Here is a 25,925-nt window from a genome sequence, read left to right on the forward strand (position 1 = left end):
CAGCAACTACTCAGCTCTTGTTTCAGCCAGATAGATACCCCATTCCTTAAGCTCCTCCGGTAAATCAAAAACATTCTTACCGTTGTAGTCATATCGTCTTGATTGTCCCGGTGTGTATCCCATGCCGTAATCAAATGATCAGTTTTTTCTATCTCATGAGCTTCAAAGAAATCATTCTTTCTGTTTATTTTCATAATGTATCCCCGTTTTCCTAATAACTATAAGACCGTTTTATAGGCACTATTATACCATATGTCTTTTAAATCATCAAGATGAAAAAACAGAAACAGAACATAAAAATCGCTCTTTATGTCCTGTTTCTCTGAATATTAATAAATTTTAATCAATATCATATCTCTGCATATCAAGTCTCTGCTCAAAATCTTCGATTGGAAGCGGCTTATCAAACAGGTAACCTTGTACCTTATCACAGCCAAAATCGCGGAGAATTTTTACCTGTGCATTTGTTTCAACGCCTTCGATGATACATTCAAGGCCAAGTTCCTTCGCCATAGCTATAACATGCTTGAACATTATGCATCGAGCACTGTCTGTAGCTTCATCATCCAGCGGAACGAAAACTCTGTCAACCTTAAGTACGTTCCACGGAACAACACGAATCAGGTTCAGAGATGAATAGCCCATACCAAAGTCATCGACTGTCGTACAAAGCCCGTGTTCCTGCAGATCTTCAACCACACGTTTCAGATCCCTGAATTCCACATCTGTAGTAGTTTCAGTAAGTTCTATTTCTATGTACTCGTGCGGTACACTGTGCCTGTCAATGATTTCAATGATCTGATCAACAAGGTCCGGATTCGCCATATGCCGGCGCGAAAAATTCACCGATATTCTACCGGCTTTCTTTCCGGCGTCAAGCCATTTACGCAGATGACTGCATACCTGATCAAGCATATGGAAATCGACCTTGCATATCTCGCTTGTTCTCTCAAGGATCGGGATAAACTCCATCGGCGACATAATCTGTCCGTCATGGAACCATCGGCAAAGTGCCTCCGCACCGCATATTTCTCCCGTATTAATGTTGACCTTCGGCTGATAGAACACATGGAATTCATTGTTCTTAAGAGCATCAGGCAGCATTTTACAGATCTTTTTTGCCTTTTCTCTCATAGTCAGCATCATATCCGAATAGAATACGATGTGGCCGTTTTCACCTGCCTGGGCGATCTGATATGCCTGAATGATCTTGCCCATAATATCGTTCGGATTTCCTACTGTATATCCGTCAGGAATCTTGAACACACCGGCAGAAGCTGAAATATTAACAGTTTTTCCATTTGGATTTGCCAGTACAACTGCATCATCGAGATATTCAAGCAGTTCAGGAAGATCAGTCTGTCTGCAGACACAGACAAATGTATCGCCGCCTAGCCTTGAAACCATACACCCTTTTCCGATGAGATTTTCAATATATTTATAATGGTTTTTCAAAACCATGTCGCCGCCTGATCTGCCGTATTCCTCATTTACAAGTGCAAAATGGCGCAGGTTATACTGTATGGCAGCCATCCCGTTAAAATCGCCCGGCTTACTGTTCCACGCAAGGAACCTGAAAAAGCTACGTATATTGCGGAAGCCCATATCATCAAAGAAAGCAAGTTCCTCTGCCATGACCTGAAGTCTGTTTCGGCTGATAAAAGCAAGAGCTGTCCTCATTGTAAGATCTACCTTGAACAGTTCCTCCTCTGTCAGCTGTTCTTCATCTTCCGTCATATAAACAGTCATAGTCGTTATGGCCAATAGCTTTGTAACAAATCGAACCGTATGCACAGGCTTGATGTTTTCAGCCCCGATATCATAACTGATCATAGTTTCGCCAACACCGCGCTGTTCATCACCGGGGTTTTTATAGAAATGTGTCACGCCTTTTGCAAGACGAAACATCGAAGAAATTTCATTCAGAAGTTTTTCAATCTGCCTGGTTTCAGGTTTTTGATTAACTATCTGTGTTAATGAAGCAAGCTGCTCGTAAAGCTTTAAAAAGCAATAATCCCTGTCTTTATCCATAATATACTCCTTCCCGTATCCATCCCGAAGGCGATATTATTTTCATTAAATTTCAAATAAATTATATTTTCCTTAAACCGAAAGGAAAATCGGCTTTTATTCATTATAGCATTTTTGAACATATTTTTCAAGGAAATTGCTCAAAAAACTGTAATTGAGTATATACAAATGTTACTATTCACGGCCTGTTTTTTTCAGTACAAAAGAAAACAACACCACTGGACCGTTTTTTTTGTGCTCGCTTTATTTTACAAACACATTTTTCTATAGCAGTCTTCGGCCCGCAGGGGTGAAGACTACATTTTCTCTGACAAAACCTGAATACAAGTTCTGAAAAATCATTTCATTCTTATTGTTTTCATGTTATAATAAAAACACATCAGACAATACACAAAACCATAAGGATGATCTATCATGCCAGAAAATAAACGAACTCTGCTGCCGCTCCTTGTTTCGGAAAAGAAAAACAAAATCAAAGGCAGCATCTATAACCGTATGCAGGTCGATTTTGCCTTCAATTCAAACCATATCGAAGGCAGCAGGCTGACTCATGAACAGACAAGATACATTTACGAAACGCATACCATTGACGGTGCAGTTCCTGTAAATGACGTATTTGAAACAACCAATCATTTCAGATGCTTTGATCATATAATCGATACAGTCTCTGAACCGGTAACGGAAGAATACATAAAAAATCTTCACCGAATGCTGAAAAACGGTATCATGGTCGATGATGCCGACTATGCCGTGATCGGTGAATACAAGAAATATGCCAATGAAGTCGGAGAGATACAGACTGCTTCACCGGATGATGTATCCGGACTGATTAAAGAACTTATCTCTGACTACAACAGCAAACCGGAACACGATCTTTATGATATCGCAGATTTTCATGCACGGTTTGAAAAGATACATCCTTTCTACGACGGAAACGGACGTGTCGGCAGACTTATCATGCTCAAACAGTGCCTTGAAAATGATATCGTTCCGTTCTATATTGATGATCATATCAAGTATTTCTACTACTTCGGGTTAAAGGAATGGCAGACTTCCGGCATGAAGGAACGCCTTCTGGATGTTTTCCTTTCAAAGCAGGATGACATGAAAGCGATACTTGATTATTTCGGCATTGAATATGACAGAACTGAAGTCAGTGCAAAGGATCTGATAAAAAAATGATGCGCCTTTCGGCGCGGTTAATAAACCGGACTGCACCTGCAGTCCGGTTTTTCTATAGCAGTCTTCGGCCCACAAGGGGTGAAGACTACATTTATACGCAGAAACACCGGCTTATTAACCGGTACAACGGAGTTTCAGAAATCGAGTCTACTTTTCTTTACTGGTACAAGTTGTCAAATCAGGTCAGAAAAAATGCGAAAATGCCATCGATTTAGGTCAGAAAAAATGTGAAAACGCCATCGATTCAGGTCGGAAAAAATGCGAAAAAACTATTGATTCAGGTCAGAAAAAATGTTATGATATAAAATGAGAGGTGATAATTTTGGAAAGGTTTGCAATTAACGATCTTCTGAAATGGAAAGAGAAGAGTAACAGAAAGCCGCTTGTGCTGATGGGAGCGCGTCAGGTAGGCAAGACCTGGCTTATGAAAGAGTTCGGACGTAAATATTATAAACACACTGCATATATTTCATTTTACAACAACAGCAGAATGAAACAGGTGTTTGAGACGGATTATGATATCAAAAGAATAATGGCGGCTGTCAGTATCGAAGCGGGATTCACTGTTGACAAGGATAATACTTTGATCATTTTTGATGAGATCCAGAATGCGCCTAAAGCTTTTGAAGCTCTTAAATATTTTTGTGAAGATGCTCCTGAATATCATATCATTGCGGCCGGTTCTCTTCTTGGTGTAGCATTGCATAAAGATGTATCTTATCCTGTCGGAAAGGTAGATATACTATCTCTTCACCCGCTTTCCTTCAGAGAATTTCTATATGCAGTGGGAGAAAAAGAACTTTCTGATGCACTTAAAACGCTGGATTATACTTTGACAGACAGTTTTCGTGACAAATACATTTTTCATCTGAAAAACTATTATTTTGTGGGAGGAATGCCTGAAGCAGTAGAAGCGTTCCGTAAAAACAATGATTATTATGCAGCACGTGAAATACAAAAAATTATCCTGACCCAGTACAGAGGCGATTTTGGGAAACATGCTGATGAAAGACAAATACCGAGAATCAACATGGTATGGGAATCCATTCCTGTTCAGCTTGCAAAAGAAAACAAAAAGTTTTTCTTTGGAAAAATAAAAAAAGGAGCCCGAAGCGCTGATTTTGAGATTGCAGTTCAGTGGCTTACTGATGCCGGTCTGATTTATAAAGTCTACAGAGTAAATGAACCGCATATTCCGCTTGCAGCATACAAGGAACTTACGGTATATAAGATATTTATGCTTGACATAGGTCTCCTTGGAGCTATGAGCGAGCTGGATTTAAGCGCTCTTCTGGACGGAAACAGCTTGTTTGTTGAGTTTAAAGGAGCACTGACAGAACAGTTCGTTCATCAGCAGATCATATGTGAGACAGACTATACGCCTTATTATTACGGTACTGAAAAGTCAACATTTGAACAGGACTTTCTTTTGCAGATCGGTATGAACGCTGTTCCGATTGAGGTTAAAGCAAATGGAAATATACATTCTCAGAGCCTGAAAGCTTTTTATGACAAGTATAAACCCAATAAATCAGTGCGTCTTTCGCTGCTTGGATACAAAGATCAGGATTGGCTGGTTAATATCCCTCTTTATGCGGCATGTAATTTGAATAATATTTTAAAATAGTGCATTTACTAAACAAATAAAACGAGCAGATTCTGCTCGTTTTTTCTATAGCAGTCTTCGGCCCGCAAGGGGTAAAGACTACCTTCGTCCGTTATAATCACCAATTTTCTATCTCTGTATTTATAAAAGCTTACAATATTTATTTTTCGATGTTAGCTGCGAAGATTTTTATACACTATATTGATAAGAGAATCATTCTAAACCATATCTTTTTTTCAGAAAGGGGTTTTACCATGAAAAAAACTATATCATTTATTCTGTGCCTTTCACTGGCGGCAGCGACAGTCATGCCGGCATATGCCCTTGAACAGGATACTACAGAAACAAATTCTACGGCAACAGACGCACCGGAAACTGACAGTACGAAAATAACAAAAGGCGATATTACAGCAGACGGCATTGTTGACGTTACTGATCTCACCGAGCTTTCCCTTGCACTTATCGGAGACAGAGAACTTTCAGATGAACAGATGAAAGCCGCTGATGTTGATGATACCGGTGAAGTCAATCTTGCTGATCTGGCAAAAATCAGACAGTTCCTGTCAAAGAAGATACCATCACTGGAGAATATTCCGGAAAACGATCCGTCTAAAATGCCGTATGATTTCTTTATTACGTCAGGTAGTTCTTCGGAATACAGAGAACTGAAAGAGGCTCTTGAACTCGACAGCGAAGAATTCAGCAAATATCTGATAAAAACAAACAACGGAATCAGAACCAAAAAACAGGCAGAAGAATTCATAAGTGCAGTAGATAAGGTTTCACTGCTCGGGAATATAAAAGGAAACATATACGCGATAATATATGACAAGGGGATATCTGCAGTTACGCAAAAAGAATATGAAAAGATAAACATCAGTATCAAAACCGATGATGAAAAACGTGTATCCTATGAATTTTTACCTTTCAGTGAACCGTCCGAACTGTATCAGGGATGGGCAGATAAAAGGCCGAATAGCAGCATTTATGAAACACCTCTTCAGAACAATGCAGGTAACTTCAGGGTGTATGCTGTTTCTGAGCCGGAACGCAGTACAGATCCATACATAATTATCGCAGGTATAAACGATATCACTGTAAGAATAATGTATTATACTGATAACGCTGATGATATTAATATTCAGTCATGGCTTGACTGGACTTCTCTTGTAAGTGTCGAAGATTACGACAAACCAAACGAGGATCAGCCTGCCGAATCGGTACCACCGCGTTATTATTATGATCTGCATTTTAACGACTACGAAAATCTTTCCGACAATCTTCTGGCATCTATGTACGAAAAAGAAGATGAAAACAAAGCCATCGGCGCTCATTCCGAAGAATTTGAAAAGTTCTTAGAATTACTGAAAGGAAACGGCTCTGTATGGGTTCCTGCCATAGACGGCGAAGAACCGGAATGGCGTAATAAATCAGGCTTTTACAATATTTCTATGGTTGAAGATCTTTTCGGAAAGCCTTGTCTGTTCTTCAATTTTGCCGATGAGAATTCCAACTCATACATCAAAGTCACAGACGTTTCCGAAGAATTCAAAAAACTCGGAACGAAAAGTACGGTCAGATTCCTGAAAGCAATGGATAAAACACCGGATGACGACTTCTTTGCATATGATCAGAGTGAAACGAAAATCATAGAACTCACTGACGGCACATCAGTCGAAGCGATATTCGGAAAAATCACAAAAACAGAAACCTCATGGGACGGAAGCATAATATCCGATACAAGAACCCGTGTTCACTTCCTGTACAACGGTTTATTTGTCTCAGTCTGCTGCAGGCCGGAAACGCTCGAAGCAGGATTGCTGGAAAAACTCAGTCTGAAATCAATTCCTCTTAACAATTACAAATTCGACAGCACTCCTATTTTCCTTATCAGAAACAAAGAAAAGGTAAATACACAATTCGGTGAAAGAGAGCTTTATTTCAATCACGTATTCACAGCAGACGGTAACAGCTATAACGGCGGCGTACCGCAGTACAAACCTGGTGTGACAATGCCAACATACGAAGAAGAAATCTCAACGTTCATAAATCTTGGAAAAAATGATCGCAAACTTACACTCAAAAATAAAACTCTTCTGAAAAAAGCAACCGAACTTGCAAAAAATGCAGCCTTATATAAAGACTGCGAACTTATCAAAATTAATCCGAAACCATACGATGAATGCGAAACAAGTCTTAAACTGATTTACAGAGATGAAAACGGTGAGCTTAAGCCCCTGACTGTTTATTACAATAACGGAGGATCAGCTTCATGGATTGATAATGCTGAGATTCAGGAATTTATCATACTTATGATAGAACAAGGATATCTTGAAGGAACGAACTTTCTTAAAGCCGTAACTACGGTACCGGATAAAACGCCAGTCGAAACTAACCACCCTGATCCGCCACTTGTTTTCGCAGTAAAAAGCATTTCTGAATATAACGGCTTAAAACAGGCAATGGAACAAAGCGATGAAGAACTAAAACAATACATCGCTTCCATGGAAGGTCACTTCTCACTGAACGACAGAGAATCAGCAGAAAAACTCACAGAACAGATTGATAAACTTTCCTTCCCGAAGATCATTTCAGGCAAAGTATCGGACATTGATCTTACCACAGGAAAATCATTATCCGGAGAAACATACGAATACTGGCATGTCTCTGTTAATTCCGAGAACGGCGAGTGGGTAAGATACGATTACTTCCCTGATACTGCTCCTGATTCCTTCGATTATGATAAGATCGGCGAAGCTAAAAATGCCACTGTAGCAATATGGGGTACTCCGTTACAGAACAACGACGGAAGTATAAAGATCTATGCCGACTACATGATCCCTCATCCATCCGGAACAGGTTATCTGGTTACTATGTACACAGCAATTAACGGAGAAACATTCACGGTCAGCTATTATACTCATGATCCGGACAAAGATTATCTGACAATTCTGAAATCCGCTTCTCTCGTTAATATCGATGGGCTTGATGAATAAAAAAGGATGCGCCTTTCGGCGCAGTTAATAAACCGGACTGCGGCTGCAGTCCGGTTTTTCTATAGCAGTCTTCGGCCCGCAAGGGATGAAGACTACATTTTCCCTGACAGAACCTGAATACAAGTTCTGAAAAAAATCATTTCATTCTCATTGTTTTCATGTTATAATACAAACAGAAACACATTTATCCCATTCTTAGGCTAATGATCACAATAATTATTAGAAAGGAGTTGTGCTATGTATAAGTTTTATTGTATACTTTTATTCTCTGTTCTGCTTCTTTCATCCTGCAGTGGTTCATCGACAAATAAATCTGATACCATTGATTCACTGCCAACCACCAACAGCCCAAACATCAATATTGAATGTGAATCTGATATCTTTACAGATACTGAAAATACAAGTGATTTTATTGTAACCGAAAAGCAAGATACAGATAAATCTTATTCTATTGATCACAATGAATTTTACGAAGAAGATAAAGAGACAATATTAAATATCTGCAATGATATATGCAAAGATTTAAAAGAACTATACAGCTATGACCGCATTATTCAATACGACACTTTAAAGGAATATCTGAAGTATTCAGTTACTAACTCCGCCTTTGATGCTATACCTGATGGTACCGGTCTGTACCTTTCCTTACAATCGCTGACTATAGAAACCAAAAATGCTTTAGTTACAGGACTCCTTAAAGATTCAACCGGTGCATATGGCGAATGCACTATTATATTATCAAATAATGCAGGTGAAATACTTCTGAACGATATAGCTTTAGATACTAAAGGTTCTTCAGATACCATATACCGCCCGGATTTTCTCCATTCACCGTATCCGGATTTCTGGCTTGAATACAGCAATTATTCATGGATTGCAGAACAGACCTTGTCAAATATACAATAAGGAGAAAAAGTGACGTGATGGAAATGTTACACTTGCCGACCTTGCAAGACTTCAGCAGTATCTTTCAAAGAAAATAGAGTCACTCTAAAAAAGTATAAAATGATGCGCCTTACGGCGCAGGTTAATAAACCGGACTGCGGCTGCAGTCCGGTTTTTCTATAGCAGTCTTCGGCCCGCAGGGGTGAAGACTTCCTTTTCGATCGTCAGATCAGTCGTATGATGAAGGAGGATTAAGTTCGTATATATCCGTTGTTTCAAAATGCTTCGGTATCTCGTAATCCAGTCGGTTATGCACTCCTGAAATTATGTACTTCAAAGCAGCAGGTTCATACCATTCCGGCACAGACAGAACAACGCAGCTTATCCAGGTCATGAGTCCGTCATCTGCCACTCTATAGCATTTTTCTTCCAGTACATCAGTTATCACGATATCCACATGCGTCTGATCATGGTAATACATCAGCTGCAGCGGATTCAGCGGCTGTTTTGCATTTTCAAGTGATTTCAAAAGTTCGGCTGCACATTTTACCACAAGTGCCTGCATATCTTTGATTACATTGTATTCCAGGCTCCAGAACGATCTGTCTTTCATATATTCGAGATAAATCGGATATTTCGAACCATCACTGCATTTTACAAATACTGATTCAAGATTGTCAGGCATTTCTGTTCCGAAATATTTCATTGGATGACGGTAGTTTATCTCTATAACATCACGAAGATCATCTTTAAAATCATACAGTGATATTTCATTCATACTGTTGGTGACTATCCCTGGACTCTCCAGTTTTACAGTCATTACTTCTCCGTCATAATCCTCCGGTACGGAAACTTCGCCAAGTGCGTATGTACCTCTTTCGTGTCTTATCGGTATCCTGTATTCCTCGATTATTTCATCACTCATATCTCAAATGCCTCCCTAAACGTCCAGCCTTCTATGTGATTGTCTTCGACGAACTTTTTGAAGGTTTCGTCGGCGAAAGTAAGAGATTTAGGGTAATTAAATTTGAATACAGAATACAATACCGCATCTTCAGATACTACATATGAATCTCTGGAATCAAAATTAAGAACAGATTTTTCTTCATCAAAGCCTTCTGTAAATTTTCTGAAAAACAAAAGATAAAAGTTATTATCCAATTCTGAATCCATTACCTCTATTTCTTTAAAGTCAAAATACTCAGCGTAATATTTTTCAAGAAGTTTCTTTACTTTTTCATCGACAGCAAAACTATCACCGCATCCCCAGAAATGCATGATATTTTTAAGAGGAAGATACTTATTCCGCACTTCGCTGTTTACACTAACATTTATAACTACTGAATCATCAAGCAATTCTCCATTATAATATTGCTTTTTGAATTTTAAAGAACTTGCATTTTCCAGGTAACATGATTTATAATTCAGATTACTTCCTAAAAGATAATATTTCATTCGGATTCCTTCTCAATGACATATAGCTTACTTCTTCAGATTCTATTATAACATTTTTCGCTATAATATATCCACTGACATGAACATTATTTCCTGTTAGTTTTACTGTTCCGTTCGGTGCATATAAATGGTTGCACCTGCGGTGCGATTTTATAAAACGAGCTGCCTTTTCGGGCAGCTCGTTTTTTCTATAGCAGTCTTCGGCCCGCAGGGGTGAAGACTACATTTGATCATCTACTTTATTGAGTTCATTTTATGTTGTTGATGTTATTCTGAAACTGTGCTATAATTGTACTTGCGTTGGACTCCTTCCGCGCGGGAGGAGGTGAATAACGTGAGTTTACTTTCTTTTGTGTTATCTGTCACAAGCAGCATAGTCGCAAATATTCTTTGGGACACCTGCAAGTCTTTTTTTCAGAAAAGGCATGATAAACACGAATAACTGAGTCTGACGCTCAAAAAAGAGAGACACCCCTAAAGCTGGCACTTTAGTAGGGTGTCTCTCTTTGCGTTTATAACGCGAGTTTACTTTCAATAAATAAATTATATCATTACCAATAATGCTTGTCAATACGATGTTTGTATTTTTTTAGGGTGCGCCTTACGGCGCAGTTAATAAACCGGACTGCTGCTGCAGTCCGGTTTTTCTATAGCAGTCTTCGGCCCGAAGGGGTGAAGACTTCCTTTGTATTCATCATTCATTGTTTAGTTCCTCGTTTTGCTGTTTTCTTTTATTCCTTGTTATACTCAAGAATATCACCAGGCTGGCAGTCGAGGGCTTCGCATATCTTTTCCAGTGTGGAAAATCTTATTGCCTTGGCTTTTCCTGTTTTGAGTATCGAAAGATTGGCTGGTGTGATCTCTATCTTTTCAGCAAGATCACCTGATGAGACTTTTCTCTTTGCCATCATAACATCGAGATTTACAATTATAGGCATAGTTCATTCCTCCGTTTCTCAGACTGTAAAGTCATTTTCTTCCTTGAGTGCAACTGCTTCTTCAAATACATTCTTCACTACTCTGAGTATAAGGCCGATAAAGCCTGTTATGAATGCTGCAAGGAAGATAATTTCGAGAAATGTAACAATGCCCCATGCAGCAAGAATTGCTGTAACAGCAAAGCAGCACCATGAAATGAATCTGAGATTTCTGACATTCTCCCTCACGAAGACCTTCTTTTTTGAAATGTTGTTGAGAAGGAAGAAAAGAAATACGAGCAGAGCACATGCAAATGCTATTACTGCAAATCCGAGTATACACGAACCCAGATGACTGAACGGTCTGTAGTAGTAGACCTCAATCATGCCAATGCACTGAGCGAACCATCCTACTGAACTTACCGCCATAATGAGTGTTAAAACGATAAGTCCTTTCGACAATAAAACTGACATTTCCTTATTCCACATAAAAATACCGCCTTTCAAAAAATAGTTTGATACGGAAACACGATCAGTTCAGAATGCCGCTCCGCCGGATTTACGGGGTATGATGTCAGCGGCACCGGTTTCTGAATAAAGCAGTGTCCCGATAAATTGGATCTGTGGAAATTCCCATCACTTGTTCCGTGATTTTATTATAGCATGCTTGCTCTTGTTTGTCAACACTTTTTTATCGTTTTTCAATATATTTTTTATTTGATTTAATAATATCACACTTCCGGAGAAAAATTATTTTCCCGCCGGAAGTACATTTCGGTCATAATAATGTGTCACACAAACTTAAAGAAGCCACCCTGCCGGGCGGCTTCTGACATATCAGATGATCCGTATCTGTCACTTTGAAAGAATGATGTTTACCGCTTTTTTCAGTCTCGCAAGTCCGTCTTCAAGCAGCACCCGCGGGCAGGCGATATTCATGCGGAGGAATCTGTCGCCGTTTCCGAACTGCATTCCGTGTGAAAGATATAGTCCTGTTTTGCTTCTGATCTCACTGGCAAGACGCTTTGAGTCATCGGTTATCTCCGAACAGTCGAGCCAGAGAAGATATGTCGCTTCGGAAGGTACAAGCTTTATCTGCGGAATGTTTTCCTTCAGAAAAGTGCTCACCCTCTGCTTGTTCGCGAAAATATACTCACGGAGTTCATCAAGCCACTGTTCACCCTCACTGAATGCCGCCACCGCCGCCTGTACTGCAAAAGCATTCGGCTCACCGCATTCATCTGTATTGAGCTGTCTCCAGACACGGTGACGAAGCCCCGGATCAGATGCCACAACTGCAGATGTCTGAATTCCTGCAATGTTGAACGTCTTGGTCGGTGCAATGCATGTCACGCTGTTCTTCGCGCATTTTTCCGAAACTGATGCAAAAGGGACATACATCTTTCCCGGATCGGTAATATCGCAGTGGATCTCGTCGGAAACAACGACAACACCGTTTTCATACGCCATTTCACCGATACGCGCGAGCGTTTCCCTGTCCCATATCCGGCCGATCGGATTATGCGGATTGCAGAGAAGCATGAGTGTGGTCTGCGGATCGCGCATAGCCCGTTCAAGTTCACTCCAATCAATGCTGTACCGTCCGTCATGGTAAGCAAGAGGACACTCACTGACCACACGGCCGTTGTTGAGTATACAGTTATAGAAAATATTGTACACCGGAGTCATGATAATGACCTTTTCAGCCGGTGATGTAAGCCGGCGCACACAGCTTGAAATGGTCGGTATAACACCGGTGCTGAAGAAAATATCTTTTCTGTCAAAGTGTATACCGTGTCTTCTGTCCCACCAGTTTATATATGCGTCGTACCACTCATCTGTAACGTCTGAATATCCGAAAATGCCGTGGTTTACCCGTTCCGATAAAACGGATATTATCTCCGGAGCCGTTTTAAAATCCATGTCTGCCACCCACATAGGGAGCACATCTTTTCCGACTGCCCATTTGTAAGAGTTCGTCCCTCTTCTGTCAGTCACTGTGTCGAAATCATATTTCATAAATCAGCGTTTCCTTTGTATCACTTGTATTCCGGTCTCACATAACCGAGAAGAATGTAATCTCCGGCTGCCACCATCTGATCCCAGGTGTAGTTGCTCCACCAGTTAGTGACATCGTAATTCGTCCATGTTCCGTTTATATATATCTGGTTCCAGTAATGATCGCCCGATCCGTGTGTGGCATGGACTACACGACACTGATAACCGGCCTGTTCAAGAAGGATATCCATCTGCGCTGCCATATAGTAACATACGGAATAGTAGTTGTGCATCGCATAGTCGGCAAAGTAGGTCCAGCCCTTCTCCTCGAGTTCCTCAAGAGTCTTCGTCTTTTCCATGTACTTGTAAGCCGAATCTGATATACAGAACTTATATATGTCATCCACCGATGTTCCCTTTTCCTTCAGTACTGACTGACAGCTGTCAAGGAGTTTAAGAAGCACGTCATTCGTAACAGGATAGGTCTTTCCTGACGGTTCAAGATGATACCATGCATCATTTTTTCTGTAGTTGGATCCGATGCGGCGTAGATTTCCGCCGAAGCCCATCGATTCAAAACGGCCGAAGAAACCTTCTGATGCCGCCAGCTTTCTGACTGCATCTGCCCTGCTTCCGCCTTCTGAAAGAAGAGTTTTGTAAATGTTCTTTTCGTCGTCGGACGGAGCACGGTCAAGAAGTCCGGTAAAAAGTGCGTTTACAAACTCATCTTCGCTCATTTCCGCCGAAGTGACATCATCATATTCCGCGACTTCAAATGCTGTTTCCTGGAAAGTTTTCTTTCCGTCCTTTATATTCCCAACAAGTTCATTGAGCTTCGTTCCGTCGGCCGGTTTACCTGTCAGACTTACGATCATCGGAGCGACCGCCCTTGTTATACCGTCGTTTACATCACGCGGTTCTGCAAGAGCTACTTCACCCGGCGCCATGCCTGATTCGGAGCAGAGCTTTTTAAACTCATCTGAAGCAGCAAAACCGTGAAGCACATAGGTACGGCTGAAAAGTTTTATACGTCCGCACCAGTTTTTATAACCCTGCTCATCCGGTTCACGTCCGAGAAGTGCTCTGTACATAAGCGTTACATACTCTTCATCGGAAAACGAGTCCTGATCAAAGTCAGGGCGCTTTGCAAGCTGAAGGAAAAGCCCTGACGCTGAAATATTGCCGCTTTCAAGCTGTTTTGCATAATCCTCCGCTACCGCAGGATCAGGATCCTTCCCAAGCATGTTCCTGTACAGCCCGTAAACAAATTTTCCTGCAGCAGTTTCAGGTTCGGTCACAGGGTTGATAATATTGTACTTGTAACGCATCAGGTCAAGCACATTTATCTCACCGTCACCGTTGACATCACTTCCTTCAGCCGGACTCTGCCAGAGAAGAACAACATCCTTGACTGCATCTGCACTGCTTTTTCCGGAACTTTCGGCAGCGGATGCCGGAACGGCAGCAGAAAGTACAGCGACAGAAGAGATCAGTGCCGCAATACTCATTTTTATACCGTTTTTCATAGATACCCTCCGTTTCAATATGTTTTATCCGAATTATTTCTTTGATTATATCATTTTTCAAGAACTAATACAAGCAGGAAAATGCCGTATTGAAAAATCCGTGCAAATCATGTATAATAAATTATGTATGTATAAACAAAACGTCCCGATCAGCATTTTCCTGATCATTCAAGAGGTGTAAATATTTATTATGAAAAAAAAGCTATATTCTCGCTGTCTGTGCAGTACTGGCTTCCACTGTACTTGCCGGATGCGGTCCTGCTGACGAAAACACAGACGTACTGAAGCCTGATCTCACCGAAGCGGTAACAGAGGCTGAAACTACCGAAGAAACTGCTGCAGAAACTACCGCTGCAGAAACTTCAGAAGCAGTAAGCGAAACAACCACCGCAGAAACCACAGCCGTTTCTGAAACTACGACTGCCGAAGAAACTACTGCCGCAGAGGAAACCAAAGCTGCAGAAACAGAAAAGCAGGAAGAAAAAGCTCCTGATAACAACGGCGGCAGTGAAAACCAGGGCGGAGACAGTCAGCCTTCAGGCGGTGAAACACAGAGCGGAAGCTTTGGTGATGACGACCTTACATTCACATTCGGCGGAAGCTCCGTAACTGTAGGCAAGGATCTTTCAGCATTCAAGGCAGCAGTGGCTCCTTCATCAGAGGACACTGCACCAAGCTGTCTCGGCAACGGAGAGGACAGCATATGCACTTTCGACCATTTCACGATCAACGGATACACTGAAAACGGCCAGTGCATCGCAACAGCCATCGACCTTACCGATTCTGAAGTTTCCACTTCAAAGGGCATAAAGCTCGGTTCATCAAAAGATGACGTTATAAAGGCATACGGAACAGGATATACTGAACGCGGTTCTGAAATAGTCTACGTTTCCGGAAAAAGCGAGCTTGCATTCAGAATAAGCGGCGACGAAGTAAAGGGCATCAGCTATAATTTCAGCATATTATAATAGTACTGGAAGATATTTTGCATTTACCCTTGAAATAATCCCCGCAAAATGTTATTATATTTAATATAGTTTAATTTGCTTTATTTTAATTATTTTAAAGGAGAATTATCCAATGAACTACGGCTACTTTGACCTTGAAAACAAGGAATATGTTATAACAAGACCAGACACTCCGGCTCCGTGGGTAAACTATCTCGGTTCACCTGAATACGGCGCTATCATCTCAAACAACGCAGCAGGATACAGCTTCGTTAAGTCAGGCGCAAACGGAAGAATTTCACGTTTCAGATTCAACTCAATGATGTCTCTTCCGGGCAGATATATCTACTTAAGAGACAACGACTCAAAGGACTACTGGTCAGCTTCATGGCAGCCTGTAGGCAAGTCTCTTGATGAATACAAGACAAAGACAGTTCACGGTACTGCCTACACAGTTATCACATCGGAATACTCAAAGATCACTTCAGAAGTAACATACTACGTTCCGCTCGGCAAGACATACGAAGTGTGGAACACAAAGATCACAAACAATGACACAAAGCCAAGAAATCTTTCAGCTTTCGGTTTCATTGAATTCACAAACGAAAACAACTACGAACAGGATCAGGTAAACCTTCAGTACTCACTGTTCATTTCTAGAACAAGTTTTGAAAAGAACAAGATTCTCCAGCACCTCAACGAAAACGAAAAGAAGGACGCTACAGGTTCAAACCACAAGGAACGTTTCTTCGGCATGGTCGGTGCTCCGATCAGCGGATACTGCGGTAACTTCGACAACTTCATCGGTTCATACAGAACATACTCAAATCCGATAGCAGTTGAAAACGGCAAGTGCGACGGCACAATGAACTTCAACTCAAACTCATGCGGTGCTCTCCAGTCAGACATCACACTCGCTCCTGGTCAGTCTGTTACACTCACATACATTCTCGGTCAGAACGACGACGTAAAGGCATCTGCAATTATCGACAGATACAACGACAGAACACTCGCTGACAAGGAAGTAGCAGAACTTAAGAACTACTGGCACGAAAAGCTCAACAACTTCCAGGTAAAGACACCAAGCGAAGAGTTCAACAACATGATCAACGTATGGAACTCATACCAGTGCTTTATCACATTCATCTGGTCAAGAGCTGCTTCATTCATCTACTGCGGTCTCAGAAACGGTTACGGCTACAGAGATACAGTTCAGGATATTCAGGGTATCATCCACCTCGATCCTGAAATGGCTGCCGAAAAGATCCGTTTCATGATCTCAGCTCAGGTAGACAACGGCGGCGGACTCCCGCTCGTTAAGTTCGACCACAACGCAGGTCACGAAGACACACCTGATGATCCTTCATACGTAAAGGCAACAGGACATCCTTCATACAGAGCAGACGACGCACTCTGGCTCTTCCCTACAATTGAAAAGTACATCGGTGAAAGCGGAAACATCGCATTCCTCGATGAAGTTATCGTATATGCAAACGGCGGCGAAGACACAGTTTACGATCACCTCAAGAGAGCTATCAAGTTCTCAATGGATCACATGGGCGACCACAGCATGCCTGCAGGTCTCCACGCTGACTGGAACGACTGCTTAAGACTCGGTGCAAAGGGCGAAAGCACATTCGTTGCATTCCAGCTCTACTACGCTATCAACGTTCTCAGAAGATACGCTGAAAGAAAGAACGATGCTGAATACATCAAGTACCTCGATAAGATTAAAGCAGATCTCGCAGCTTCACTCGACAAGTGCTGGGATGACGACAGATTCATCAGAGGTATCCGTGAAGACGGAACTATAGTTGGTGCAAAGAAAGACCCTGAAGCAAACATGTGGCTCAATCCGCAGAGCTGGGGTATCATTTCAGGCTTCTCATCAAAGGAAAGAGCTGAAAAGTCAATGCAGACTGTTGAAGAACAGCTCAGCACTCCTTACGGCATCAAGCTTCTCGAACCACCGTATGCTGACCACCACTTCAAGGGCGCTCTCATGCACATCTTCAACGCGGACACAAAGGAAAACGGCGGTATCTTCTCACAGCCGCAGGGATGGGCTATCCTTGCTGAATCACTCATCGGCCACGGCGACAGAGCATTCAGGTACTTCATGAACAGCTCACCTGCTGCAATGAACGACAAGGCTGAGATCCGTGTAATCGAACCTTACGCACACGGTCAGTTCACAGAATCAAAGCGTTCACCATACGAAGGACGTTCACACGTACACTGGCTCACAGGTACAGCTTCAACAGTTATGGTAGGATGCGTTGAAGGTATCTGCGGTATGCGTCCTGACGCTGACGGTCTCCACGTAAATCCTTCTATCCCTTCATCATGGGACGGCTTCGAAATAAAGAAGTTCTTCAGAGGCAAGTGGCTCAACATCACAGTTGACAACAAGGCTCACGTACAGAGCGGCGTAAAGGAAGTTATCATCAACGGCACAAAGGCCGAAGGCGACTTCATCGCAGCTTCTGCACTTAAGGATAATAACGATATTACAGTTGTAATGGGATAATAAATGATGCACCTTACGGTGCGGTTATAAAACGAGCTTCCGAATTCGTTCGGAAGCTTGTTTTTTCTATAGTAGTAATCCGAAGTTTTTGGGGTTACCTATGTTTTTCATAACAGTTCTTTCATACGGTCGGCAAGATAAAGCGGCATGTTTGTGAATGCACCGTCTTTTCTGTATCCGAGTTTTGAAAAACGCACTGCATGTTCAGGATTTTTTTCAGAGATGAATCTTCTGAATGACGGCGCAGAGCGGTCTTCGCCGGCTTTGACTTCAACTGGGATTATTTCTGATCCGTTTTGTATAACAAAATCTATCTCGCTGTTTTTATCAGAATAGTACCGCGGACTTACTTCAAATTGTCTTTTCAGCTGCTGCAGAACATAGTTTTCTGTCAGTGCTCCTTTGAACTGATAATCTGATTTTAAGAGTATAGCACTGTTGTCTATTCCGGCCATATTTTTAAGAAGACCGGTATCGAACATAAACAGCTTGAACTGATCCAGCTTATCAAATGCAGCGAGCGGATGTTCGGCTTTGGCAACGTTGCACACCTTGTTAAGCATTCCTGCGGAAACAAGCCATTCTATAGCTTCCTCAAAGTCCCTTGCACGCGCGCCCTCGCGAACTGCTCCGTACATGAATTTTTCATTTGCTTTTGCGAGCTGTGATACTATACTTCTGAATACCATTAATATGCGGCCGCTGTTTACTTTTCCGCTGTGTTTTGAAAAATCATTTTCATATATTTCTGTAAGTTCACGCTGAATAACGGATATACGTGCCGGATCTTTATATCTGATCCATGAATCAACGCATTCCGGCATACCGCCTATTATAAAATAATTATTACACGCATCAGTAAGACGATCATGAAATATCTCTTCGATCTCCTGATCCTTTTCTATTGAGCAGTAATATGAATACAGCGCCTCATCAGTGGCGCACAGATATTCTGAAAAAGTCATTGGATACAGATCAAGAAGATTTACCTTGCCTACAGGGTATGATTTTGGCTGAGCCAGAAGTGTGCCGAGAAGACTTCCGGCGGCAATGATGTGATACTCTCTGGCTTTTTCCATGAAATATTTCAGGGCACCAAGCGCTGACGGACACTCCTGTACTTCATCGAATATGATAAGAGTTTTTTCCGGAAATATCTTTTTCCCGCTTAAAAGTGACAGCAGTTCAATTATCCGGTGAGGGTCTTTGTTTTTTTCAAAAACAGATTTTATGGATTCTTCTTCATCAAAGTTCAGATAAACATAATCCCCGTAGCAGGTTTTTCCGAATTCTTTCATGAGCCATGTTTTTCCCACCTGTCTGGCACCCTTTATTATAAGCGGTTTCCGTTCAGGGTCTGTTTTCCATCGCATTAATTGTTCTATTGATTTTCTGTTCATACAATCACCTGTTTACGTGGTTTGCAATCAGTCAAACACATTTTTCCGGTTTTTTGAGAGCTGTTTCCACACATTTTTCGACTTTTTCAGAGAGGATTTCACACATTTTTCTGAATGATTTACACTTAGTTTAACACATTTTTCTGAAAAAATCAACTCAAAGTGTACCGGTCAGGAACATCAGACTTTGAACGCGCGCGCGTTCAAATTTGAGCTAACCAATCGCGCGCGTGTTCCATTTTTTTATCATTGACATCAGCACTTTTATGTGCTAAACTATAAGTAATTAAATAACATTAATCTTGCAGCGTCAAAGGGGTGCACCACCACGGGTGCATCCCTTTTTCTGTCTTTTTGACGACGGATCACGACGACTGACGCCTGCGGAAAATGCATTTTTGAAAGGAAGATGAAAATGAAACTGACAATAAACGGCGAAAGCGTGACACTTGACAAGCCGACAACAGTAAGCGAATACCTTGCTGCAAACGGATACAAGCCGGCAAGAATAGCTGTTGAAATAAACGAGGTGATCCTCCCGAAGGATCAGTACGAAACACATAATCTCTGCGAAGGCGACCTTGTGGAAATCGTTACCTTCATGGGAGGCGGCTGATATTTACGTGCAAAGACTGACATCAGTAACACTGAACTGTGTAATCCACTGCAGTTTAAGTACACTGATAAATATCAAAACAAAGCTTCTGCTCCGATCCCATCGCTGATCTTGAACCGATCAGCATTCCAGTAATATTTGTAAAGGACTTGAATATATGAACAACGACAAACTTATAATCGGCGGACACGAATTTACATCCCGTTTCATACTCGGATCAGGAAAGTTTTCTGTAAGAGACACAAAGACCGTTCTCGAAAACGGCGGAGTTGAAATGGCAACACTTTCAGTAAGAAGAGCCAACACCGGCGACAAGGAAAACATACTCGATTACATACCTGAAGGCATCACGCTTCTTCCGAATACAAGCGGTGCAAGAACAGCTGAAGAAGCAGTCCGTATCGCAAGACTGGCAAGGGAAATGGGATGCGGCGACTTCGTAAAGATCGAGATCATCCGCGACTCGAAATATCTCCTTCCGGACAACGAAGAAACAGTAAAGGCAACTGAAATACTTGCAAAGGAAGGCTTCATCGTAATGCCTTACATGATGCCGGACCTTGCAGCCGCAAGAAAACTTGAAGCTGCCGGAGCAGCATCCATCATGCCGCTCGCCGCTCCTATCGGAAGCAACAAGGGACTGTGTACAAAGGATTTCATAAAGATCATATGCGAGGAAACTGACCTTCCGGTCATCGTTGACGCAGGTATAGGCAAGCCGTCACAGGCATGTGAGGCAATGGAACTCGGATGCGCGGCAGTAATGGCAAATACAGCTATTGCAACTGCCGGTGATATTGCACTTATGGCAAAAGCCTTTAAACTCGCAGTCGAAGCCGGACGCCTTGCATATCTCGCAAAAACCGGCCGCGTACTCGAAAACCGCGGCGAGGCATCAAGTCCGCTTACGGGATTTCTTCATGACTGATAAGGGAAAATAGCAAAAATATTTGACAAGGCTGGCGCTAAGCTCTACAAAACATCGGATATATTTTCAAACGCTAAAGTAGTGATTGCCTCCGAAGACGTTTGGAGCAAAGGAGGGCTTACATATGAACCCAAAACTTATCAGAGACAAATTTCGTTCAAGGACACCGTTGTGCATACGTATCAGGGATGGTATATTGTATTTAAATACTCAGATTGAAATAGCTCGATCAGATGGACTGCGTGCTGGCACATATTGTGAGTTTACAAGGCTTAACCTTCCTTTAACACCTTCAGAAATAGGTCTTGCCGCAAAAAACTTGATCTCAACATTCAATTCACTATCAGATTTAACTGAAGAACAATTCATATCTCTAAAGGGGATAAAAGTTGAAGAATACAACGCCATCTCTGATGACATATATCTTAAATCTACAAATGCAAAATCTTTTGATGAGCTAAACGAATATTATGAAGAATGTGTAGTTTTTTATAATATTGATTCGGACATTTATGAATTCAATATTTCAAGTATATGCGAACAAGGCAAACGCAAAATCAAAAAGCTATACAAATCTACAGGAACAGAAGATATCCTCACCTTTGAAACACCACTCATTTTTAAAGACAGTATTACTTCTGAAGCACTTGGAACAATGATACTCGAAGCTTTTGACCGCAGTCATAAAATGTCCCTTAAACTATCAGGTAAATACATTCCTCCTAAAACTATTGAAATTTACAACAACATATCTGTTGAATTTACTCCTCCAAATGATAAGCACTTTACTGATCTTGATGACGGAGGGATAGGTGAAATATATCAGCTTTATTCCTATGTACCTAAAGAAGGAGCAAAAGCTACCGATGCTATTGCTCTGACTTCTGCACCTGAATTATTCAAAGAATTAACTGTTCAGAACATACGTGAAGAATGGATAAGAACATATGGTGAACCGGATGAGATCTGTGTTACGGAAAAACAATACGGTATATTCAAATTCCGTGCAGAAATAAAAAACAAAGATTATTACTGCATATCATATATCACTACGATCGATTGCGGTGAATTTACGCAAAATCTGGAATGTGGTATGCAAATAATTTCACCTGCCAGGAAAAAGAAGCTTTGCGCTTCTCTGGCAGAATCAATTGAGCAGTTCGCTCTTAGCTGTAAAATAAAGTATCAGTCTTGAAAACCGCGGTGAGGCATCAAGTCCGCTTACGGGATTTCTTCATGACTGATAAGGGAAAGGATAAATCAATTTGGAAAACAGAATAGACCACATGAAATATCTCGAAGGAATGGAAGTCATCGACAGCGATATTCCGGACAGAGTAATAAAGGCAATGAATGACTACGCCCCGGAAAGCTTCAAAGCGACCGACGTAACGAATGCGCTGAGAAAGGAAGTACTTAGTCCGGCTGATTTCGCCGCACTTCTTTCCCCTGCTGCTGAACCGTATCTTGAACAGATCGCAGCCCGTGCGAAAGAGGAAACGAGAAAGCATTTCGGCAACTCTGTCATGATGTTCACACCGCTCTACATTGCAAACTACTGCGAAAACCACTGCATCTACTGCGGATTCAACTGCATGAACAAAATACACCGTGCAAAGCTTTCACCGGAGGAGATCGACCACGAGATGAAGCTTATCGCTGAAACGGGACTGGAGGAAGTACTCATTCTCACCGGCGAAAGCAGAAAGATGTCTGACGTAAAGTATATCGGTGAAGCGTGTAAGATAGCTTCGAAATACTTCAGAGTCATCGGACTGGAAATTTATCCGCTCAACGTGGATGAATACCGCTACCTGCAGGAATGCGGAGCTGACTATGTAACCGTATTTCAGGAGACATACGACAGCGACAGATATGAGACCCTTCACCTTGCCGGACACAAGCGCATTTTCCCGTACCGTTTCAATGCGCAGGAAAGAGCGATAATGGGAGGCATGAGAGGTGTGGGATTTGCGGCACTTCTCGGACTTTCCGACTTCAGAAAAGACGCCTTTGCAACAGGAATGCACGCTTATCTCCTGCAGAAAAAATATCCGCACGCCGAGATCGCATTCTCATGCCCGCGTCTGCGACCGACTATCAACCATGACGAAATAAATCCGAAGGACGTACACGAACGTCAGCTTTTCCAGGTAATGTGCGCTTACAGAATATTCATGCCGTTTGCGAGCATGACCATATCAACAAGGGAACGTGCCGGATTCAGGGATCACGTAATAGGCGTTGCAGCTACCAAGATATCTGCCGGAGTAAGCACCGGAATAGGCGGACATTCAGGTGAGGAGGAAAAGGGAGATGCACAGTTCATCATCTCTGATCCGAGAACAGTTGACGAAGTCCGTGACGCCATCAAAGCAATGGGATGCCAGCCGGTATTCAACGACTACGTAAGGGTATAAGCTATGAGAATATGTGTTACAAACAGACTCCTGTGCAGGGGTGACTTTTATGAGACTGTAAGGAAAGCATGCGAGACCGCCGGAATGGTCATACTGCGTGAAAAGGATCTTACAGAAACTGAATACACTGAACTCGCCCGTAAAATCAAAGAAATCTGTGCCGAAACCGGCACAGATTTTTGTATAAACAAATACGCAGGGGCTGCAAGGGCTGTGGGATGTGATGCCCTGCAGCTTTCGTACAGTGATTTTCCCGCGCTTCCGGAAAAATTCTGCCGTACAGGAGTTTCAGTCCACTCAGTGAAAGAAGCTGTAACTGCCGCAGAAAAAGGAGCCGACTTCCTTATCGCCGGACATATTTTTGCCACCGACTGCAAGAAAGGAGTTCCGCCCCGCGGCCTCAGGTTTTTAACAGAGATAATCTCAAATGTTGAAATTCCGGTATACGCAATAGGCGGAATAAATGAGGAAAACGAACATTCCGTACTTGAATGCGGCGCTGCCGGAGTATGTATCATGTCCGGATATATGAATTTTCAGAATTCACTTGACAGATCAGTTTATGTGTGATACAATATAATTGTAAACAACAAAAGGCGGTGATCTTATGGATTATGATTACAAAGAAGCAATGAAACTTGATAACCAGCTCTGCTTTCCGCTTTACGCTGCATCAAGAGTCGTTACAGGAGCATACACTCCGTATCTGAAACCACTGGGTCTGACGTACACGCAGTACATTGTCATGCTCGTGCTGTGGGAACAGGACGGTATCACCGTCGGTGATCTGTGCAGAAGACTTATGCTGGACAGCGGCACTCTTTCCCCGCTCATTAAAAAGATGATCTCTCTCGGCTATGTTACCAAAGAGCACAGCAAAGAAGACGAACGTGTTGTTCTTATACATCTTACCGAACAGGGAAAAGCACTGCAGGAAAAAGCAAAGGACATTCCGCAGCAGGTCGGTAAATGCGTAAAAATAGAACCTGAAAAAGCGAAGCAGCTTTACTTACTGCTTTACGAATTATTAAAATCAAACAACGACGAATTCTGAAAGGAGCATAATTATGAAAACAGTATACGACTTCACAGTTAAGGACCGCAAGGGTAACAACGTTGATCTTGACGAGTATAACGGCAAGGTAATGCTTATCGTCAATACAGCAACAGGCTGCGGATTCACACCGCACTACGAACCTCTTGAAGCAATGTACCGTGATCTTCGCGGCAAAGGCTTTGAAATACTGGATTTCCCGTGCAACCAGTTCGCAAACCAGGCACCGGGCAATGAAGATGAAATACATCAGTTCTGTCAGCTGAAGTTCGGTACTGAATTCCCTCAGTTTGCAAAAATAGATGTAAACGGCGAAAACGCTGATCCGCTGTTTGCCTTCCTTGCATCAGAGAAGCCTTTTGCAGGATTCGGCGGCGGTCTTAAAAACGCTGCGCTCAACAAGTTTGCCGACATGAACAACAAGAAGTTCGGCGACAAGGCATACATCAAGTGGAATTTCACAAAGTTCCTCGTTGACAAAACAGGTAAGGTCGTTGCAAGATTTGAGCCGACAGCAGATATGAAAGACGTAAGAAAAGCTGTGGAAGATCTGCTTGGATAATATCAGTCTTAAAGGAACTTTGCCAATGGATATATCAGAAACAATAAAGACCCGAAGGAGCGTCCGGACTTTTGACGATACTCCGCTTTCCGAAGACCATATCGGACAGCTGAAAAGATTCATACCAACAATAACAAACCCTTATAACATTCCGGTTGAATTCATTCTTCTTGAAAAAGATAAATACGGACTTTCAAGTCCGGTAATATCAGGCGAACACATGTATGTCGCAGCCAAAGTCAGACCTGTTCCTCACAGCGAAGAGGCCTTCGGATATGCGTTTGAACACCTTGTTCTTTTTGCATGGTCACTGGGTATCGGAACTACATGGATAGGCGGCACTTTCAAACGTGAACTGTTCGAAAACGCAGCCGGTCTCGGCACTGATGAACGCATGTACTGCGCCAGCCCGCTTGGCTATCCTGCCAAAAAGATGTCTGTAAAAGAGATCACCATGAGAACCGCCATACAGGCTGACAAACGCAGACCAGTATCAGAACTTTTCTTCGAAAACAGCTTTTCTGAGCCGCTGAAGGAATGTGACAGCGAACTGATGAAAGCCATCGAAGCCGTACGCCTTGCACCTTCGGCAGTAAACAAACAGCCGTGGCGCGTGGTAAAGTGCGAAAATGCTTTTCATTTCTACGTTAAGCACAGCAGAGGATTCATCGGCGAACGCACAGGCGATCTTCAGAAGATAGACGTCGGCATTGCCCTGAATCACTTCATGCTTCTGACAGACGGCAGTCTGACCGTACAGGATCCCGGAATATCCGCTCCGGACGGAACCGAATATGTCGCTACAGTTACTTTATAATTACAAAGAACTATAAAAAAACAGCAGTGGTACGTGGCTTTGACCCGTACCACTG

Annotated in this window: 22 protein-coding genes; 14 read left to right on the top strand and 8 right to left on the bottom strand. The window is 42.2% G+C overall.

From position 1 onward, the window contains the following. Window positions 1-339: 339 nt before the first annotated feature. Window positions 340-2,031 carry a GGDEF domain-containing phosphodiesterase gene (locus CC97_RS12585; protein WP_049962891.1) on the bottom strand — a complete coding sequence of 564 codons (1,692 nt, stop codon included), beginning with the start codon at window positions 2,029-2,031 and terminating at the stop codon, window positions 340-342. 414 nt (window positions 2,032-2,445) lie between these two features. On the opposite strand from CC97_RS12585, the gene CC97_RS12590 reads away from it, so the two are divergent. The 4 genes from CC97_RS12590 to CC97_RS12605 all read left to right on the top strand — a co-directional run bounded on the left by CC97_RS12590 (window position 2,446) and on the right by CC97_RS12605 (window position 8,721). Continuing rightward, on the top strand, window positions 2,446-3,213 hold the full coding sequence (locus tag CC97_RS12590; protein WP_044975280.1) for a Fic family protein: 768 nt from the start codon (window positions 2,446-2,448) through the stop codon (window positions 3,211-3,213). A 313-nt stretch (window positions 3,214-3,526) separates the two neighbouring features. Beyond that, complete coding sequence (locus CC97_RS12595) at window positions 3,527-4,840, top strand: ATP-binding protein (RefSeq protein ID WP_347493659.1); 1,314 nt, start codon at window positions 3,527-3,529, stop codon at window positions 4,838-4,840. A gap of 233 nt (window positions 4,841-5,073) precedes the next feature. Continuing rightward, the gene (locus tag CC97_RS12600) at window positions 5,074-7,815 is read left to right on the top strand and encodes a dockerin type I repeat-containing protein (RefSeq protein WP_044975284.1); all 2,742 of its coding nucleotides are present in this window, start codon (window positions 5,074-5,076) and stop codon (window positions 7,813-7,815) included. Between the two features lie 237 nt (window positions 7,816-8,052). Continuing rightward, window positions 8,053-8,721 carry a hypothetical protein gene (locus CC97_RS12605; RefSeq protein WP_044975285.1) on the top strand — a complete coding sequence of 223 codons (669 nt, stop codon included), beginning with the start codon at window positions 8,053-8,055 and terminating at the stop codon, window positions 8,719-8,721. Window positions 8,722-8,929: 208 nt separating this feature from the next. Here CC97_RS12605 and CC97_RS12610 read toward each other — a convergent pair whose 3' ends face one another. From CC97_RS12610 to CC97_RS12635, 6 genes are all read right to left on the bottom strand, one after another. Further along, on the bottom strand, window positions 8,930-9,625 hold the full coding sequence (locus CC97_RS12610) for a hypothetical protein (protein WP_044975286.1): 696 nt from the start codon (window positions 9,623-9,625) through the stop codon (window positions 8,930-8,932). Then, window positions 9,622-10,155 carry a DUF1629 domain-containing protein gene (locus CC97_RS12615; protein ID WP_044975287.1) on the bottom strand — a complete coding sequence of 178 codons (534 nt, stop codon included), beginning with the start codon at window positions 10,153-10,155 and terminating at the stop codon, window positions 9,622-9,624. Before CC97_RS12615 ends, CC97_RS12610 begins: the two co-directional genes overlap by 4 nt. Window positions 10,156-10,886: 731 nt before the next feature. Then, entirely contained in the window at window positions 10,887-11,093 is a 207-nt protein-coding gene (locus CC97_RS12620; RefSeq protein WP_044975288.1) for a helix-turn-helix transcriptional regulator, read from the bottom strand. Between the two features lie 18 nt (window positions 11,094-11,111). Then, window positions 11,112-11,561, bottom strand: a complete 450-nt coding sequence (locus CC97_RS12625) for a DUF2975 domain-containing protein (protein WP_044975290.1) — start codon at window positions 11,559-11,561, stop codon at window positions 11,112-11,114. A gap of 366 nt (window positions 11,562-11,927) precedes the next feature. Continuing rightward, the gene (locus CC97_RS12630; protein ID WP_044975292.1) at window positions 11,928-13,091 is read right to left on the bottom strand and encodes a MalY/PatB family protein; all 1,164 of its coding nucleotides are present in this window, start codon (window positions 13,089-13,091) and stop codon (window positions 11,928-11,930) included. Between the two features lie 20 nt (window positions 13,092-13,111). Then, a complete protein-coding gene (locus tag CC97_RS12635) occupies window positions 13,112-14,596 on the bottom strand; it encodes a DUF4214 domain-containing protein (RefSeq protein WP_044975294.1) in 1,485 nt (494 codons plus the stop codon). A gap of 644 nt (window positions 14,597-15,240) precedes the next feature. Here CC97_RS12635 and CC97_RS12645 point away from each other — a divergent pair. Next, the gene (locus CC97_RS12645; RefSeq protein WP_044975298.1) at window positions 15,241-15,564 is read left to right on the top strand and encodes a hypothetical protein; all 324 of its coding nucleotides are present in this window, start codon (window positions 15,241-15,243) and stop codon (window positions 15,562-15,564) included. A gap of 112 nt (window positions 15,565-15,676) precedes the next feature. Beyond that, window positions 15,677-18,073, top strand: coding sequence for a glycosyl hydrolase family 65 protein (locus tag CC97_RS12650; RefSeq protein ID WP_044975299.1), 2,397 nt, complete (start codon window positions 15,677-15,679; stop codon window positions 18,071-18,073). A gap of 107 nt (window positions 18,074-18,180) precedes the next feature. On the opposite strand, the gene CC97_RS12655 is transcribed toward CC97_RS12650, so the two are convergent. Continuing rightward, window positions 18,181-19,473, bottom strand: a complete 1,293-nt coding sequence (locus CC97_RS12655; RefSeq protein WP_044975301.1) for an ATP-binding protein — start codon at window positions 19,471-19,473, stop codon at window positions 18,181-18,183. Between the two features lie 415 nt (window positions 19,474-19,888). Here CC97_RS12655 and thiS point away from each other — a divergent pair, with 415 nt between their 5' ends. The 8 genes from thiS (at window position 19,889) to CC97_RS12695 (ending at window position 25,870) form a co-directional block, all read left to right on the top strand. Next, window positions 19,889-20,089: a sulfur carrier protein ThiS gene (thiS, locus tag CC97_RS12660; RefSeq protein WP_044975303.1), complete on the top strand. Its 201-nt coding sequence runs from the start codon at window positions 19,889-19,891 to the stop codon at window positions 20,087-20,089. A 157-nt stretch (window positions 20,090-20,246) separates the two neighbouring features. Continuing rightward, complete coding sequence (locus CC97_RS12665; RefSeq protein WP_044975305.1) at window positions 20,247-21,017, top strand: thiazole synthase; 771 nt, start codon at window positions 20,247-20,249, stop codon at window positions 21,015-21,017. A 124-nt stretch (window positions 21,018-21,141) separates the two neighbouring features. Further along, on the top strand, window positions 21,142-22,212 hold the full coding sequence (locus tag CC97_RS12670) for a hypothetical protein (RefSeq protein WP_044975306.1): 1,071 nt from the start codon (window positions 21,142-21,144) through the stop codon (window positions 22,210-22,212). Between the two features lie 70 nt (window positions 22,213-22,282). Beyond that, on the top strand, window positions 22,283-23,437 hold the full coding sequence (gene thiH / locus CC97_RS12675; RefSeq protein ID WP_242848174.1) for a 2-iminoacetate synthase ThiH: 1,155 nt from the start codon (window positions 22,283-22,285) through the stop codon (window positions 23,435-23,437). Between the two features lie 3 nt (window positions 23,438-23,440). After that, window positions 23,441-24,007: a thiamine phosphate synthase gene (locus CC97_RS12680; protein ID WP_044975307.1), complete on the top strand. Its 567-nt coding sequence runs from the start codon at window positions 23,441-23,443 to the stop codon at window positions 24,005-24,007. A 37-nt stretch (window positions 24,008-24,044) separates the two neighbouring features. Further along, window positions 24,045-24,491, top strand: coding sequence for a MarR family transcriptional regulator (locus CC97_RS12685; protein WP_044975309.1), 447 nt, complete (start codon window positions 24,045-24,047; stop codon window positions 24,489-24,491). A gap of 13 nt (window positions 24,492-24,504) precedes the next feature. Further along, the gene (locus tag CC97_RS12690; RefSeq protein WP_044975311.1) at window positions 24,505-25,053 is read left to right on the top strand and encodes a glutathione peroxidase; all 549 of its coding nucleotides are present in this window, start codon (window positions 24,505-24,507) and stop codon (window positions 25,051-25,053) included. Window positions 25,054-25,078: 25 nt separating this feature from the next. After that, a complete protein-coding gene (locus tag CC97_RS12695; protein ID WP_044975312.1) occupies window positions 25,079-25,870 on the top strand; it encodes a nitroreductase family protein in 792 nt (263 codons plus the stop codon). Window positions 25,871-25,925 lie beyond the last annotated feature (55 nt).

Origin of the sequence: Ruminococcus sp. HUN007 (assembly GCF_000712055.1) — a bacterium.
GTDB lineage: Bacteria > Bacillota > Clostridia > Oscillospirales > Ruminococcaceae > HUN007.